The 14,758-nt window shown below is 62.4% G+C and carries 14 protein-coding genes and 1 pseudogene; 6 read left to right on the forward strand and 9 right to left on the reverse strand.

Translation table 11 applies throughout. The features are described from left to right. Positions 1 to 177: 177 nt before the first annotated feature. Positions 178 to 1,665 (reverse strand): aldehyde dehydrogenase family protein, encoded by a 1,488-nt coding sequence (locus JFT66_RS25970; RefSeq protein WP_198860409.1) that lies wholly within the window; start codon positions 1,663 to 1,665, stop codon positions 178 to 180. Between the two features lie 235 nt (positions 1,666 to 1,900). On the opposite strand from JFT66_RS25970, the gene JFT66_RS25975 reads away from it, so the two are divergent. Both JFT66_RS25975 and JFT66_RS25980 read left to right on the forward strand, forming a co-directional pair. Then, on the forward strand, positions 1,901 to 3,070 hold the full coding sequence (locus JFT66_RS25975; protein ID WP_034120500.1) for a p-hydroxyphenylacetate 3-hydroxylase oxygenase component: 1,170 nt from the start codon (positions 1,901 to 1,903) through the stop codon (positions 3,068 to 3,070). A gap of 57 nt (positions 3,071 to 3,127) precedes the next feature. Then, a pseudogene (locus tag JFT66_RS25980) lies at positions 3,128 to 3,601 on the forward strand (flavin reductase family protein); the annotation flags it as partial. 32 nt (positions 3,602 to 3,633) lie between these two features. Here JFT66_RS25980 and JFT66_RS25985 read toward each other — a convergent pair. After that, positions 3,634 to 4,956: a hypothetical protein gene (locus tag JFT66_RS25985; RefSeq protein WP_198860410.1), complete on the reverse strand. Its 1,323-nt coding sequence runs from the start codon at positions 4,954 to 4,956 to the stop codon at positions 3,634 to 3,636. A 217-nt stretch (positions 4,957 to 5,173) separates the two neighbouring features. Here JFT66_RS25985 and JFT66_RS25990 point away from each other — a divergent pair, with 217 nt between their 5' ends. The 3 genes from JFT66_RS25990 (at position 5,174) to feaR (ending at position 8,288) form a co-directional block, all read left to right on the forward strand. Continuing rightward, positions 5,174 to 6,673: an APC family permease gene (locus tag JFT66_RS25990; RefSeq protein ID WP_034120497.1), complete on the forward strand. Its 1,500-nt coding sequence runs from the start codon at positions 5,174 to 5,176 to the stop codon at positions 6,671 to 6,673. Then, positions 6,636 to 7,232: a DUF3156 family protein gene (locus JFT66_RS25995; protein WP_034120624.1), complete on the forward strand. Its 597-nt coding sequence runs from the start codon at positions 6,636 to 6,638 to the stop codon at positions 7,230 to 7,232. The genes JFT66_RS25990 and JFT66_RS25995 overlap by 38 nt, the downstream gene beginning before the upstream one ends. A 114-nt stretch (positions 7,233 to 7,346) precedes the next feature. Beyond that, positions 7,347 to 8,288 carry a transcriptional regulator FeaR gene (gene feaR, locus JFT66_RS26000; RefSeq protein WP_034120496.1) on the forward strand — a complete coding sequence of 314 codons (942 nt, stop codon included), beginning with the start codon at positions 7,347 to 7,349 and terminating at the stop codon, positions 8,286 to 8,288. Positions 8,289 to 8,358: 70 nt separating this feature from the next. On the opposite strand, the gene JFT66_RS26005 is transcribed toward feaR, so the two are convergent. From JFT66_RS26005 to JFT66_RS26025, 5 genes are read right to left on the reverse strand one after another with little or no spacing between them, the layout of a single operon-like run. Next, the gene (locus tag JFT66_RS26005) at positions 8,359 to 9,114 is read right to left on the reverse strand and encodes an SDR family oxidoreductase (RefSeq protein ID WP_034120495.1); all 756 of its coding nucleotides are present in this window, start codon (positions 9,112 to 9,114) and stop codon (positions 8,359 to 8,361) included. Next, positions 9,104 to 9,907 carry an SDR family NAD(P)-dependent oxidoreductase gene (locus tag JFT66_RS26010; protein ID WP_034120494.1) on the reverse strand — a complete coding sequence of 268 codons (804 nt, stop codon included), beginning with the start codon at positions 9,905 to 9,907 and terminating at the stop codon, positions 9,104 to 9,106. Before JFT66_RS26010 ends, JFT66_RS26005 begins: the two co-directional genes overlap by 11 nt. Continuing rightward, entirely contained in the window at positions 9,900 to 10,721 is an 822-nt protein-coding gene (locus tag JFT66_RS26015; protein WP_198860411.1) for a molybdenum cofactor biosynthesis F family protein, read from the reverse strand. Before JFT66_RS26015 ends, JFT66_RS26010 begins: the two co-directional genes overlap by 8 nt. 13 nt (positions 10,722 to 10,734) lie before the next feature. Further along, entirely contained in the window at positions 10,735 to 11,100 is a 366-nt protein-coding gene (locus JFT66_RS26020) for a cupin domain-containing protein (RefSeq protein WP_153837949.1), read from the reverse strand. Between the two features lie 31 nt (positions 11,101 to 11,131). Further along, on the reverse strand, positions 11,132 to 12,430 hold the full coding sequence (locus JFT66_RS26025) for an NAD(P)/FAD-dependent oxidoreductase (RefSeq protein WP_034120491.1): 1,299 nt from the start codon (positions 12,428 to 12,430) through the stop codon (positions 11,132 to 11,134). A 209-nt stretch (positions 12,431 to 12,639) separates the two neighbouring features. On the opposite strand from JFT66_RS26025, the gene hpaR reads away from it, so the two are divergent. Next, positions 12,640 to 13,062 (forward strand): homoprotocatechuate degradation operon regulator HpaR, encoded by a 423-nt coding sequence (gene hpaR, locus JFT66_RS26030; RefSeq protein WP_034120490.1) that lies wholly within the window; start codon positions 12,640 to 12,642, stop codon positions 13,060 to 13,062. Positions 13,063 to 13,126: 64 nt separating this feature from the next. Here the strand turns inward: hpaR and hpaI are convergent, their stop codons facing one another. Together hpaI and hpaH are read right to left on the reverse strand one after the other, a co-directional pair. Continuing rightward, entirely contained in the window at positions 13,127 to 13,927 is an 801-nt protein-coding gene (gene hpaI / locus JFT66_RS26035; protein WP_198860412.1) for a 4-hydroxy-2-oxoheptanedioate aldolase, read from the reverse strand. A gap of 16 nt (positions 13,928 to 13,943) precedes the next feature. Next, positions 13,944 to 14,747 (reverse strand): 2-oxo-hept-4-ene-1,7-dioate hydratase, encoded by an 804-nt coding sequence (gene hpaH / locus JFT66_RS26040; protein ID WP_153870865.1) that lies wholly within the window; start codon positions 14,745 to 14,747, stop codon positions 13,944 to 13,946. Positions 14,748 to 14,758 lie beyond the last annotated feature (11 nt).

The raw sequence follows: 14,758 nt of genomic DNA on the forward strand, positions 1-14,758 counted from the left end.
TGCGGGCTGAAAACGACAGCTATCTCACTGATGCAATGCGATCCAAATGTGGGAGGGGGCTTGCTCCCGATGGCGGTGGGTCAGTCAACACATCTGTGACTGACCCAACGCCATCGGGAGCAAGCCCCCTCCCACATGGGTTCGGTGTACACCAAACTAGATGTGCGCTACCCCCATTCAATACCGAATCATCACCGACTTAAGCTCGGTGTAATCCTCGATAAACGCACTGCCAAACTCCCGCCCAACCCCCGAAGACCGGCTGCCCCCAAACGGTACAGCCGGGTCGAGCAAGGTGTGCATGTTTACCCACAAAGTGCCTGCATTGATGGCCGGGATCATGCGCAGGGCCTTGCCCAAATCGTTGGTCCACAGGCTGGCGCTCAACCCGTAGGGCCCGTGGTTCATCAGCGCCAGCAGTTCGTCTTCGCTGTCGTAGGGCAGGAAGGTGGCGATGGGGCCGAAGGTTTCTTCGTTGAGCAGGGTGTCGTGCAGGGTGTTGGCGAGGATCACGGTGGGTTCCACGTAACAGCCGGGGCGGTCGATGAGGTGGCCGCCGTGGATGATCGTATTGTTCTCGGCGCGGGCCTGGTTGAAGTAGCCGAGCAGTTTCTGCTGGTGTTGCTGGTGCGTCACCGGGCCGAATTCGGTGTGTTCGTCCAGGGGCGAGCCGATGTTCAGGCGGCTGAGGCGCGCCTTGAGTTTTTCCAGCACGGCGTCGATCTGCGAGCGGTGCACGAAGAAGCGTTCGGCCGCCGCGCAAATTTGCCCGGAGTGCAAAAAGCCCGCTTCGATGATGCCTTCCACCGCCTTGTCCACGTCCATGTCGCGCAAGAAACCTGCGGCATTCTTGCCGCCCAGTTCCAGGGTCGCACGGGTCAGCCCGGCACCCATAGCGCTGCGGCCGACGGCGATGCCGGTGGGCACGGAACCGGTGAAGGACACTTTGTGTGTGCCGGGGTGTTCCACCAGCCCCTTGCCGACATGGCCGCCGCCCGTCAGCACGTTGAGCACGCCCGCCGGCAACCCGGCGTCGATGGCCAGTTCGGCGATGCGCAGCAGGGTCAGCGGCGTGAATTCGCTGGGCTTGATGATAATGCTGCAGCCGGTCACCAGCGCCGAGGCGAGTTTCCAGATGGCGATCATGGTCGAGAAATTCCACGGCACGATGCCCACCACCACGCCCACCGGTTCGCGCAGGGTGAAGGCGGTGTAGCGTTCGCCATTGAATGACGGCAGCGACGGGGTAAGGGTCTGGCCGCTGAGCTTGGTGGCCCAGCCGGCGTAGTAGCGCAGGAAATGCGCGGCCTGGTCGACCTCGAAGGCGCGGGAAATCTGGATGATCTTGCCCGACTGGCAGGTTTCGATCTGCGCCAGCTCTTCGCGGTTTTGTTCCAGCAGATCGGCCAGCTTCAACAGTACGTTGCCACGTGTGGCAGGGGCGGTCTGGGACCATTGCTGGAAGCCACGGTTGGCGGACGCGACCGCTGCGTCGATATCCGCCAGGTCAGCGTCGGCGACCTCGGCGATCACCTGGCCGTCGGCGGGGTTGGTCACGCTCAGGCTTTCAGTGGCGTGGCTGCGCACGCTGACACCGTCGATAAACAACCCATGGCGGCGACGCAAAAAAGCTTCGACTTGGGGCAGCAGCGGGATATCGCTCATGGCAGGTTCCTGGCAGTTCACAAAGAAAACCCGAGGGTAACCAACGCACCGAGTCGCGGCTTGACTGTGCCTGCCAGGTTTCATGCCTGTGCCTGCCGCGCCTGTGAAAAGTACAAGTTTGCCTGCCGAATGTGCATTTTCCGCCTGCGTGAGCCGTTCGATACTGGCCCTGCATCCCGCGCCGTTCCGCGATTCGGAACGCCAGCCAGACTTCCAATAATAAGCAGGGCCGCCCATGAAAAAGCCAAACCCGCTCCTCGAAGACCTCAAGCCCCTCCTGCCTGCCATCGCCGCGAATGCTTCCCGCGCCGAACAACTGCGCCAGGTGCCGGATGAGAATATTGCATTGCTCAAAAGCATCGGCCTGCACCGCGCCTTTCAGCCCAAGGCATTCGGCGGCCTGGAACTGTCGCTGCCCGAATTTGCCGACTGCATCGCCTTGCTCGCGGGCAGTTGCGCCAGCACCGCCTGGGCCATGAGTTTGCTGTGCACCCACAGCCATCAACTGGCGTTGTTCTCGGCCCGGTTGCAGGAGGAAATCTGGGGGGCCAACCCGCACGCCACGGCCAGCAGCAGTATTGCGCCGTTCGGTCGGGTTACCGAAGGCGAAGGCGGTGTGTACTTCAGCGGCGAGATGGGCTGGAGCAGCGGCTGTGACCATGGCGAATGGGCGATTGTCGGCTGCCGTCGCCAGAATGCCGAAGGCACCCAGGATTATTGCTTCGCCGTGCTGCCGCGCAGTGACTATCAGATCCGTGATGACTGGTTCGCCGCCGGCATGAAAGGCAGCGGTACCAAAACCTTGGTCATCGACAACGCCTGGGTGCCCGAACACCGTATCCAGAAAGCCAAGGACATGATGGAAGGCAAGTCCGCAGGCTTTGGTCTCTACCCGGACAGTCAGATTTTCTACGCACCGTATCGGCCGTATTTCGCCAGTGGCTTCTCCACCGTCAGCCTCGGTGTGGCCGAGCGCATGCTGGAGGTGTTCCGGGAAAAAACCAAGACCCGCGTGCGTGCCTACACCGGTGCCGCCGTGGGCGCCGCCACCCCGGCATTGATGCGCTTGGCCGAGTCCACCCATCAGGTAGCCGCCGCCCGGGCGTTCCTGGAGAAAACCTGGCAGGAACACGCCGAACACAGCGCCGCCCAGCGTTACCCGACGCGTGAAACCCTGGCGTTCTGGCGCACCAACCAGGCTTACGCGACCAAAATGTGCATCGAAGCGGTCGACCGCCTGTTCGCCGCCGCAGGCGGTAATGCCTGGTTCGAACACAACGAAATGCAGCGCCTGTTCCGCGATTCCCATATGACCGGCGCCCATGCCTATACCGACTACGACGTCTGCGCGCAGATCCTCGGCCGTGAGCTGATGGGCCTGGAGCCAGACCCGAGCATGGTCTGACGGGCCCTTCCACTACAACAATCAGAACGTCACGTTGAGGACGTTCGGGAGTCTTGCATGTCTGACGTCTTCGACCCACGCGCCTTTCGCCGCGCCCTGGGCAACTTCGCCACCGGTGTGACTGTGGTCACCGCCGCCACTGCCTCCGGGCGCAAGGTGGGTGTGACCGCCAACAGTTTCAACTCGGTGTCCCTCGACCCGCCGCTGGTGCTGTGGAGCATCGACAAACGCTCCAACAGCCATGAGGTGTTCGAGGAGGCCAGTCACTTCGCAGTGAATGTGTTGGCGGCGGATCAGGTGCACCTGTCCAACAACTTTGCGCGCCCCCGTGAAGACCGCTTCGCCCTGATCGAATACGAGCCGGGGGAGGGCGGCTCGCCGGTGTTCGCCGATTGCTCGGCGCGCTTTCACTGCGAGAAATACCAGCAGGTGGACGGCGGCGACCATTGGATCATGATCGGCAAGGTGGTGGCTTTCGATGATTTCGGCCGTGCGCCGCTGCTCTATCATCAAGGTGCGTATGCAGAGGTCCGGGCGCTACGTCCGTGCGCGCCCGACGTGGTTCAGAACGGTACCGCGACCACCAATTGACTGTAGACATTGGTGCCGTTGCCGCCGACCTGGTTGCCGCCGGTGTCGGCATCTCTGTTGGGTTTGTACAGCCCGAGCAGCGGCGTGATGATCAGGTGTTCGTTGACGGCCCATTCGGCGTACAGGTCCAGTTCGCGGCCATCCAGGTTCAACTGACCGCGGGTGCTGACGGTGTTGTAGTCGAAGAACAGTGCGCCGAGGGTGACGTTCTCCAGCGGCTTGACCTTGAGCGCCACGTGTTGCACTGCCGTGTTGCTGTTGTAGGGGCCGGAATAGTTGCCCGCCACTTCGCCCTGCACCCAGGTGCCGTAACCGCGATTGAAGCCTGCGAACATGCCGTCCCAGTTTTTTGAATAACGCGCGTAGCGGTAGGTCAGGTCCGGTGACCAGGGCAGGTCGGCAAAGGTGTAGCCGGCTTCGGCATAACCGGCGTTTTCCTGGCTGTCGCGGCGGTCCTGGCGGGCCAGTTCGAAGGCGAAGTGCGCGTTGTCGATACCTGCGCTGCCGGCGCCGCGCAAGCTGTAGAGGTTCATGCCCTTGCGCTGGCGTTGCAGCTCGGTGGCGTAGCGCTCATCCACATCAATCCCGTGAAGATAAGTGAGCCCCAGGGTGCCGGGTGCGGCGCTGTATTCCAGGGTGCCGGCGGCCATTTCAGTCATGGCCTGGGCGGGATTGTCGGACTTGATCCACATCAGGCTGCCATGCATACCGTCCTTGCCGCCCAGGCGAATCACCGCGGTCTTGTCGAAGGCATGGCGCGCGGCGATGTAGTAGGCGCCGCCGCGATTGAACTCACCGTCGCCCACGCCCTTGCCCAGGTTGGGACCGTCATCATTGATGATAAAACCGTCACCCAACAGGATGATCTGTCGGCCGAACGACAGGTCCACGCCGTCCTTGCCCAGCGCTGGGAACAGGTCGCCGGAACGCCAGCCGGCGAAGGCTTCGTCAAACTTGGTGGTGCGTTCGGTGCCGTTGGCGACTCCGGACGCATCGCCATCGCCCCAGGTTCCGGAACTCACCAGGTTGGCCGTGCCATACACGCCACCCAGGCTACCCAGGCTCTGCTCGACGCTCAGGCCATACTTGATGAACGCCTCGCGCCAGGTGGAGCCGCCGCGGCGGCCATCGTAGTTCTTCGGGCTGTTGAACATGCCGTACACGGCGAGGAAGTTGCCGGTGACCTGGGTGTCGGCATCCGCGTACAACTCGACGGCCTGCGCCTGGCCGACCAGCAGCGCAATGCCCAGGCCGACCGTATGGCGCAGGCGGCGGTTTTTCAGTGTGTGCTCCATTGTTATTGTCCCCATCTTGGTTAAGAGTGAGGGTGCATTAGGACGAGCGGTATTGGCCTAAGTCTTTTCTCTGCGTGCCAGGGAATTGACCCTGGCCGCCAGGCAGCCGGCCGTGGCAGGCAGCAACAAAACCGGCGGCAGACAGGGGCAAGACGATCAACGCGGGTGGGGCGCAGAGTGCCGACACACTAAAAAAACCGCTTTCGAGGACCCCACCATGTCGATCAACGACCGGCTCACCGCGCACCTCAACCGGGGCACGGTAGGTTTCCCCACCGCGTTGGCCAGCACCATTGGCCTGATTATGGCCAGCCCGGTGATACTCACCGCTACCATGGGCTTCGGCATCGGCGGCAGTGCGTTTGCCCTGGCGATGCTGATTGCGGTGGTGATGATGCTGGCCCAGGCGACCACCTTCGCCGAAGCTGCCTCGATGCTGCCCACCACCGGCTCGGTGTACGACTACATCAACTGCGGCATGGGCCGGTTCTTTGCGATCACCGGCACCCTGTCGGCGTATCTGATCGTGCATGTGTTCGCGGGCACCGCCGAAACCATCCTTTCCGGGGTCATGGCCCTGGTGAATTTCGAGCACCTCAATACCCTGGCAGAATCGGCCGGTGGCTCGTGGCTGCTGGGCGTCGGTTTCGTGATCGTGTTCGGGGTGCTGAATGCCTTTGGAGTCAGCGCATTTGGCCGCGCGGAGATCATCCTCACGTTCGGCATGTGGACCACCCTGATGGTGTTCGGCGTGCTGGGCCTGATCGCCGCACCGGCGGTGCAGTTGGAGGGCTGGTTCGGTGAGTCACTGGTCGGCACCGATCTGGTCACCGTGCTGTCGCTGGTGGGCATGGCGATGTTCATGTTCGTCGGCTGCGAGTTCGTCACCCCGCTGGCGCCGGACCTGCGCCAATCGGCCAAGGTGATGCCGCGGGCGATGATGCTCGGGCTGATGGGCGTGGCGACGTGCATGTTCATCTATGGCGCCGCGATGAAGCGCCAAGTTGAAAACGTGGTGCTCGATGCCGCGTCCGGCGTGCACCTGTTGGACACGCCCATGGCTATCCCACGGTTTGCCGAGCAGGTGATGGGGCAGGTCGGCCCATTGTGGCTGGGCATCGGCTTTCTGTTCGCCGGCGCTGCGACCATCAATACCCTGATGGCCGGTGTACCGCGCATCCTCTACGGCATGGCGGTGGATGGCGCCTTGCCCAAGGTCTTCACCTACCTGCACCCGCGTTTCAAGACGCCGCTGTTGTGCATCCTGGTGGCAATGCTGATTCCCTGCCTGCACGCGCTCTACCTGGGCGGCAACACCGACAACATCATGCACCTGGTGCTGGCAGCGGTGTGCGCATGGAGTTTTGCCTACCTGCTGGTGACGTTGTCGGTGGTGATCCTGCGCATTCGTCGCCCGGACTTGCCTCGGGCGTACCGTTCGCCGTGGTTTCCATTGCCACAGATCGTCTCGAGCATCGGCATCTTGCTGGGCATGTGGTTTATCACCCCGCCGGGCATGAACCCGGCCGACATCTACGTGCCGTTTGGGGTGATGCTCGGTGTGACGGCGAGCTATGCGTTGTTCTGGACCTTGGTAGTACAGAAGGTCAACCCCTTCAAGCCAGCCTCCGTCGAGGAGGTGTTGGCCAAGGAATTCAGCCATGAACCGGGGCCTGCCCATGACGGTTATAACGATTTTGCGGCAAAAACTGTTTGAACTGCTGCGCGCTGACCGTGCTCCGTCGGGGTACCGGCCGGGCGTGACCCTGGAACACCTGCGGCGCAACCTTGGGCTGGCGAGCTTTGAGCGGCTGTCGGCAAACAGCGCCCAGCTGTGTGTGGATGATGTGGCTTTGCAGATTGTCGAGCGCACTGAGTCGCAGCTCTTGATGCACCTGGTGATGACTGAATTCGTCCTGCGCGTGCCTGCCTCGGCAGGCGGCACGGGTAGCTTCGACGTACACCATGGCGGCGTGATCCGGCGCAACGGTATTCGTCTGCGGCGTCGTACGGGCAACCAGGCCATCGGGCGTGAATTGCAGGCGCGCTTGGTGGCTGACGAAGCGTTGTTCCAGGCGCTGATGCCGCTGGACTTCAAGCGCCTGCGTATCGAACTGCGGGACCAGCAATGGTGGGTGCGCCTGGAACATATGGGGGGCAGTGAGGTGGTTAATCGGATGCCGGCGTTTCGGCGGTATATCGCGGTAAGCCCGGAGCAACGCAACCATTTACTGGCGGCGTTGGCTGGCATGAAGCGGGTACTGTCGAATCTCTGATTGGCATCATTAGTGCTTCTGCCAAGGGCAAACAGGTTGTTGTTGCGCGCATATAGATAACATGTTAACTATTGCGTCAGAACAACAAAAAGAACGCCACTGCGGAGACACCCCATGAGCATCCCACAGCATGCACCCGACGGGCTCGACAGCTGGAACCGCGAACTGCGCGCCGCGTGCGGTCACTTCGATACCGAACTGGCTTTTAACCGCTCGCTGTTTATCGGCGAGATCCACAATTTGCCGCGTGGCCTGGCCCTCCTGCGCACCAATGCCGGGCTGATCAAGCGCCTGACGCACCATGCCGATCACGACAACGACCAGGAATGTTTCCTGGTCAGCCAGCGCAGCGGCTATTCGCAGATCACCCAGAACGATGAGACCGTACAACTGGCCCCCGGCGAGATGCTGCTGATGGACTCGGTGGGCTCCATCGAGATCACCCCCTTCGGTCTTATTGAGCACGCCTCGCTGTCGCTGTCGCGCACTGAGGTCTGCAAGCACCTGGGCGGCCAGGCGCACGCCTTCGGCAAGATCTCCTCGACCAAAGCCTGTGGGCGCATGCTGCATGTGCTGATGGACCAACTGTGCAAGGACGACACCGAAGACGACGTCACGCAAGTGCAGGCCTTGCAAGCAGCCTTTGTCTCGCTGCTGGGCTCGGCTTTGGAGCAGGGCGATGAGTGCCACGTAGGCGTGGCCTCGTTGCAGGGCAATAACCTGCGCAGCTACGTGCAAAAGGTCATTGATGAGTCACTGAGCCAGCCTGGCCTTAGCCCGATTGGCCTGGCCAACCGCCTGAATATCTCGGTGCGGCACCTGTACCGCTTGTTCGAGGAGCAGGACGACAGCGTCTGCCGCTACATCCAGCGCGCGCGGCTCAAGCGCAGTGCGGATGACTTGACCAACCCGTTCCTGCGCAGCGAGTCGATCACCTCGATTGCCTACAAATGGGGCTTTACCGACTCGGCGCATTTCAGCCGGTCGTTCAAGAAGCAGTTCGAGGTGTCGCCCAAGGATTTTCGGTCAAGCCGGTTGCAGGCGGTGGGGGCATAAACAGGTCCTTCAGGCTGCAGGAGATCAAATGTGGGAGGGGGCTTGCTCCCACATTGGAACGAGTTGAGTTTCAGACCTCTGGCAGGGTAGACCCACCATCCACCACCAGGGTCTGCCCGGTGATATAGCCAGCCAAGTCAGAAGCCAGGAACACCATCGCCCCGGCAATATCCGCAGCCGTACCCAAGCGCCCCAACGGCACACGGCTGGCGATGCTGTCATTCAAGGCGGCATCGCCCAGGTTGCCCATCGCCGGCGTGGCGATCATGCCCGGTTCCACCCCATTGACCCGCACGTTCAACGGCGCCAGCTCCAGCGCCGCATTACGGATAAACCCATTCACCCCCGCCTTGGACGCCGCATAGTGGCTCAACCCTGGATAACCGACCCGATTGCCAGTGACCGAAGACGTCACCAGCACGCAACCCCGGCCTTGCTCACGAAACATCGGTAACGCCGCCTGGGTCAGCCAGAACAGCGCCGAGAGGTTCACCGCCAAGGTGCGTTGCAGGATCTGCGGGGTAATATCGGCAAACGCGGTCAGCGGGAAATACCCGGCGTTGTGCACCAGGATATCCAGTTGCGTCAGCCCTTGAACGCAGGCGAATACCGCCTCGGCTTGCGCCAGGTCGACGCCCACGGCCTCGACCTGGTAACCCTGCGCGCACAACCCTGTGGCCACCGTTTCGGCTTGTTCAAGCAGGCGGTCGGCAATCACCACCCGGGCGCCGCGTTGGGCAAATGCCTGGACGATACCCAGGCCAATCCCTTGGGCGCCGCCGGTGACCAGTACCACTTGGCCGCTGAAATCCAGGTCATTGGGCATGGGCAGACTCCAGGCGCGTAAACGCCAGCGTCGGCACGTCGACGATGCTGGACCCTCCGTCAGCTACCAGCGTGGCGCCGGTAATGATCGAGGCGTCAGCGCTGGCCAGGAAGCGGCACACCTTGGCGATCTCATCGGCACGGGCGGCGCGACGCAGGGGCACATCGGCACACACACGGTCGTACGCCTGCTGCAAGGTGTCGCCGTACGCGTCCATCAATGGCTGCATCTCCGCATCGGCCATCGGCGTGTGCACCCAGCCCGGGCATACCGCGTTCACGCGTACGCCGTGGGGCCCGTAGTCCCGGGCCAGCGAGCGATTGAGCCCGAGCAACGCATGTTTGGCTGTGGTGTAGCCGCACACGTCGGGCCCGGCCGCGAGCGAGGCGATGGAGCCGATCAGCACGATACTGCCGGCGCTTTCCTGCAACAGCGGCAGGCAGGCGCGGGCACTGTAGAACGCGCTGTCCAGGTTGCTGCGCAGTGCGCTTTCCCAGGTGGTCGGGCTGGTCTGGGTCGCGCTGCCCAGGCCATGGCCGCCGGCACACGCCAGCAGCACGTCAATGCGCCCGTAGTGCGTGTGGATATGCCGGATAAAGCTGTCCCAGGTCTCAGGGCAGGCAGCATCGCCCACCAGGACCAGGCCGCCGGTTACCTGCACCACCTGTTCCAGCGGCTCACGTCGCCGGCCGATCAGCACCAGCCGCGCGCCTTCCTGGGCGTACAGCTGGGCACAGGCTGCACCGATGCCGGTGCCGGCACCGGTGATCACCACCGTGCGCGCCTCAGTCACGGGGATACTCCGTGCGGTTGAGCACCTGGCAATAGGAACTGATCGGGAAGTTCGACAGCGTATCGAAAGACGCTCCGGCATAGCCGAAGATCTTGCCGTCGCTGCGGTGCTGTTGCAGGTCGATCAGCACCAGGCCGAGGGTGGGCACGATCTTCTCTTGCCAGACGAACAGGTACAGTTGCTCGGCGATCTTGTAGTAATGGCAGCGGTCGGTGTCGCACAAGCCTTGCTCCACGCCCTTGAGGCACTGCCAGGCGTAGAACCCCGGGTTGAGGTAGATGTGCTCGTAGACTTCGCTGGGGCTATAGCGGTACTGGTTGCGCAGGCCCACCAGTTCGTCGGTCGGCGCGTGCAGGCAGTGGCCGTCCTGCCAGGGTCGGTCGAGGCTGCCGTGGAGGAAGTCGGCGTGCACCGAGGTCAGCGGCTTGCCGGCCAGGGCGCGGTGATAGAGCCCTTCATGGGTTTCTGCCTGATCCGGCAGACGGCCAATCACGGCGGTAAACGACGCATTCGGCGTGTCCAGCACCAGGCTGATCGACCAGCTTTGCCCGGCCTCGTGCTTGATGAAATCCACCAGGTACAGGCCTGGGCGAATCGAACTGGCGCGGTAGGCGGCGCTGCCACTGGAGTGGCCATCGGCAGCGTGCCAGGCCAGGCGTTCCTGCTCGAAACGGTGTTCGATCTGCCAGCCATTGGCGAAGTGCAAGGTGAAGGTCTGGCCGGCCAGGTCGGCAAGGTTTGGCAGAATGAACGCCTCGGGTGCAAAACCGTCGGCCAGGGCGCCCACGGTGATCCAGTCAGAAGAACTCGTCATGGCAACGCCCTCCTTACACGACGGCGAAGTAGTGTTTGACGAAACTCTCGCTGACCACTTCCCACAGCACCGGCGTGCCCTTGGTCACGAACCAGCTGTCGCCGGCCTTGTAGCGGGTGGACTGGCCGGTGGACTCATCGGTGAGCACCACTTCGCCGGTGACCACGGTGGCCTGTTCGGCGAACGGGTAGACCATGCGGAACTTGCCCTGGGTGGTGCCGAAGTAGGCGCTGCTGACCGCATCGGTGGGGGCGCCGAAGGTCATCTTGCCGAAGGCGCGCACTTCGCCTTCGAGGATCTCGGAGCCAAGGTCGGCCACGGTGCCCCAGGCATCGAGTTCCGACAGCTGGACGTTGTGTTTGATCGTAGTGAGGGTCATGGCAGTGGTTCCTGATGAGTGAGAAAGTGGATCAACGGCGCCCGTTCCAGTAACCGGAAAGTTGGTGCCAGGATTTACCCGCCGTCAGCAGCAGAGGGCGGATCGCGTCCTTGCCGATAATGGTCGGGCGGTGGATCGAGCTGACCAGGTCATAGCGCGCCGAGCCTTCGCTCATGCCTTCGGCCAGGACCTTGCAGATGATGTGGCTGGGGGTGACGCCAAAGCCCGAATAGCCCTGTACGAAAAACGCATTGCTGCGCCCCGGTAAGGTGCCGACCTGCGGGAACAGGTTGGGGCTGCACGCCATCGGGCCACCCCAGGCCAGGTCGATTTTTACGTCCTTGAGGTAGGGGAAGATCTTCAGCATGAGGTGGCGGTTCCACGCTTTAAGGTCGCCGGGAATGTGTTCCACCAGGGGCGTCGCGGCGCCGAACAGCAGGCGGTTTTCATTGGTCACGCGGTAGTAGTCGATCACTGGGCGGATGTCGCTGTAGGCGCCACGGATCGGGCTGATGCGCTGGATCAATTCTTCAGGCAACGGCTCGGTCATCATCTGGAACGCGTAGGTGTTGATGGTCGAGCGGTGCAGTTCCGGCTCCAGCTTGTTGAGGAAGCTGTCACAGGCCCACAGCAACTTGCTGGCGCGCACCGAGCCGCGACCGGTGCGCACGGTAATGCGCTCACCGTAGCTGACTTCCAGGGCCGGGCTGTTTTCGAAGATCCGCACGCCATGGCTGGCCAGCGCGGTGGCCTCGCCCAGCAGCAGGTTCAGCGAATGCACATGCCCGCCGCCCATGTGCAGCAGGGCACTGGTGTAGGCGTTGGAACCGATGATCTGTTGCACATCCGAGCCGCCGAGAAAGCGGATCTCGTGCTGGCTGTTGATGGACTTGAAGTCCTTTTCCCAAGCACGCAGGGTTTTTTCCTGGCGGGCGTTGAAGCCCATGTAGCCGTAGCCGTGGCAGAAATCGGCATCAATGTTGTACTTGGCGATGCGGTTCTTGATGATGTCGGCGCCCAGGTCGCTGATCTCGAACACCTGGCGCAGGCCGTCTTCGCCGACGTCTTTTTTGATCTTCTCCAGGTCATGACCGATGCCTGCCATGATCTGCCCGCCGTTGCGGCCGGTGCCGCCAAAGCCCAGGTAGCGCGCTTCGAGCACGACGATATTGGTGATGCCTTTTTCTGCCAGCTCCAGGGCCGTATTGATTCCGGAGAAGCCGCCGCCGATCACCACGACGTCAGCGTCGATGTCCTGTTCCAGGGTGGGGAAACTGAGATTGTATTTCTTGGTGGCGGTGTAATACGTGGGGGTTTCGATGTTAATCATGGCGCAGCCTGAAAAAGTGAAGGAAGGCTCTAAAGCGGATGCCTCCATTAGGGGCCCTGACGGGATGGAAGTCTTGATCCTGCCTGCCCGGGTTTTTGATTCAGCGCGCCAAGGGCAGGTGCGATTTACAAGTTAATCGCGCGTTCGTTGGCAGGGAATGCTAAAGTTTCGTTAAATTATTAACTAAATGCTTCGTGACCCCTGATCCTATGCTCAAACCTCGACAATCCCTGACTTTAGCCTTGTTGCAAGCCCGCGAAGCGGCCATGAGTTTCTTCCGCCCCTCCCTGAATGAACACGGCCTGACCGAACAGCAATGGCGCATCATCCGCATCCTCGAACAGCACGGTGAGTTGGAGATTTACCAACTGGCGGAACTGGCCTGCATCCTCAAGCCGAGCATGACCGGCGTATTGGTGCGCATGGAAGCGGCTGGCATGGTGCACCGGCGCAAGGCCGAGCAGGACCAGCGCCGGGTGCTCATTACCCTGGCAGACAAGGGCAAGGCGAGTTTCGAGTCCATGAGCCAGTGCATGGAGGCCAACTATCAGCGCTTGCAGGATCAGTTTGGCGAAGAGAAATTCCAGACCCTGTTGGGGTTGCTGGATGACTTGAAGAACATCAAGCGATAAGGCGATCTCCCCAACACAGGAGATCAAAATGTGGGAGGGGGCTTGCTCCCTCCCACATTGGATCTCAGTAGACACCACCGGTATTGGCAGCCACCGGTACGTCTTTGAACTTCCCGGCCAGGTTTTGCAACCCCCGCATCAACACCGTGGTATCCACCCCCACCGCCACAAACGTCGCCCCCAACTCGATATAGCGCCGCGCCAGGCGTTCATCCGCACTGAGAATCCCCGCCGCCTTGCCGGCCCGAACGATGCGCACGATGGCGTCCTCGATCGCCGCTTGCACCTCAGGATGCCCAGGATTACCGCGATGGCCCATGGACGCGCTCAAGTCCGCCGGGCCGATAAACACACCGTCCACGCCTTCGACGGCGGCGATGGCCTCCAGGTTGGCCAGGCCTTCGCGGTTTTCAATCTGCACCAGCAGGCACATCTGCGCGTCGGCCTGGTCGAGGTAATCGGGGAGGCTGTTCCAACGCGAAGCACGGGCCAGCGCGCTGCCGACGCCTCGGATGCCCTGTGGTGGATAGCGCAGGGCGCGCACCAGCTCCTGGGCCTGGGCCGCGCTTTCGACCATGGGGACCAGCAGCGTCTGGGCGCCGATATCCAGCAGTTGCTTGATCAGCGCCGTGTCGCCGATCACCGGGCGGATCAACGCCTGGCTGGGGTAGGGCGCTATGGCCTGCAGTTGCGCAAGCATGCCCGGCAGGTGGTTGGGCGCGTGTTCGCCATCGATCAGCAGCCAGTCGAAGCCGGCGTTGGCGGCCAACTCCGCGCTATAGGCATTGGCGAGACCGAGCCACAGGCCGATCTGTACCTCGCCTTGGTGAAGGCGTTGTTTGAAGCGGTTGACAGGCATGTCCATGACAGTCCTCCAGTATTCAGACGAAGCGACAGGCGATCGAGCCGAGCAGGTCGTAGTCGACGTGGAAAGTATCCCCGGGGCGGGCCGCGACCGGGCGGGTAAACGAACCGCCGAGAATCACTTGGCCGGGCAGCAACGTGACGTCATACGGCGCCAGCTTATTGGCCAGCCAGGCCACGCCCTTGGCCGGGTGGTTGAGCACCGCCGCCGAGACGCCGGACTCTTCGATCACGCCATTGCGATACAGCACCGCTGGCACTTTGCGCAGGTCGATCTCGGTGGGGCGCACGGCGCGGCCGCCGAGCACCACACCGGCGTTGGCGGCGTTGTCGGAGATGGTGTCGAACACCTTGCGGGTCACTTGGGTCTGCGGGTCGACCTGCTGGATGCGTGCGTCGATGATTTCCAGCGCCGGGATCACCCATTCGGTGGCGTCGAGCACATCGAACACCGTGCAGTTGGGGCCCTTGAGCGGTTTGCCGAGGATGAACGCCAGTTCCACTTCCACCCGTGGCACGATGAAGCGCTCAAAGGGAATGTCGCTGCCTTCGTCGAAAAACATGTCATCGAGCAGGGCGCCGTAGTCGGGCTCGGTGATGTTCGACGAGACCTGCATGGCCCGTGAGGTGAGGCCGATCTTGTGGCCTTTGAGCGTGCGCCCGTCCTTGATCTTCTGTGCCACCCAGGCCCGCTGGATAGCGTAGGCGTCCTCGATGGTGATGCCGGGGTAGTCGAGGGAAAACTGGCGCACCTGTTCGCGGCTGCGTTCGGCGCGGTCCAGGTGGGCGGCGGCGGCGAGAATTTGCTGGGAGTCGAGCATGGCATCGGTCT

Origin of the sequence: Pseudomonas sp. MF6755, from assembly GCF_016405635.1 — a bacterium.
GTDB lineage: Bacteria > Pseudomonadota > Gammaproteobacteria > Pseudomonadales > Pseudomonadaceae > Aquipseudomonas > Aquipseudomonas haemolytica.

What these genes read in the sequence shown, in the direction of transcription:
- JFT66_RS25970 (WP_198860409.1), bottom strand. Translation starts at nt 1,665, where the DNA reads ATGAGCGATATCCCGCTGCTGCCCCAAGTCGAAGCTTTTTTGCGTCGC.
- JFT66_RS25975 (WP_034120500.1), top strand. Translation starts at nt 1,901, where the DNA reads ATGAAAAAGCCAAACCCGCTCCTCGAAGACCTCAAGCCCCTCCTGCCT.
- JFT66_RS25985 (WP_198860410.1), bottom strand. Translation starts at nt 4,956, where the DNA reads ATGGAGCACACACTGAAAAACCGCCGCCTGCGCCATACGGTCGGCCTG.
- JFT66_RS25990 (WP_034120497.1), top strand. Translation starts at nt 5,174, where the DNA reads ATGTCGATCAACGACCGGCTCACCGCGCACCTCAACCGGGGCACGGTA.
- JFT66_RS25995 (WP_034120624.1), top strand. Translation starts at nt 6,636, where the DNA reads ATGACGGTTATAACGATTTTGCGGCAAAAACTGTTTGAACTGCTGCGC.
- feaR (WP_034120496.1), top strand. Translation starts at nt 7,347, where the DNA reads ATGAGCATCCCACAGCATGCACCCGACGGGCTCGACAGCTGGAACCGC.
- JFT66_RS26005 (WP_034120495.1), bottom strand. Translation starts at nt 9,114, where the DNA reads ATGCCCAATGACCTGGATTTCAGCGGCCAAGTGGTACTGGTCACCGGC.
- JFT66_RS26015 (WP_198860411.1), bottom strand. Translation starts at nt 10,721, where the DNA reads ATGACGAGTTCTTCTGACTGGATCACCGTGGGCGCCCTGGCCGACGGT.
- JFT66_RS26020 (WP_153837949.1), bottom strand. Translation starts at nt 11,100, where the DNA reads ATGACCCTCACTACGATCAAACACAACGTCCAGCTGTCGGAACTCGAT.
- JFT66_RS26025 (WP_034120491.1), bottom strand. Translation starts at nt 12,430, where the DNA reads ATGATTAACATCGAAACCCCCACGTATTACACCGCCACCAAGAAATAC.
- hpaR (WP_034120490.1), top strand. Translation starts at nt 12,640, where the DNA reads ATGCTCAAACCTCGACAATCCCTGACTTTAGCCTTGTTGCAAGCCCGC.
- hpaI (WP_198860412.1), bottom strand. Translation starts at nt 13,927, where the DNA reads ATGGACATGCCTGTCAACCGCTTCAAACAACGCCTTCACCAAGGCGAG.
- hpaH (WP_153870865.1), bottom strand. Translation starts at nt 14,747, where the DNA reads ATGCTCGACTCCCAGCAAATTCTCGCCGCCGCCGCCCACCTGGACCGC.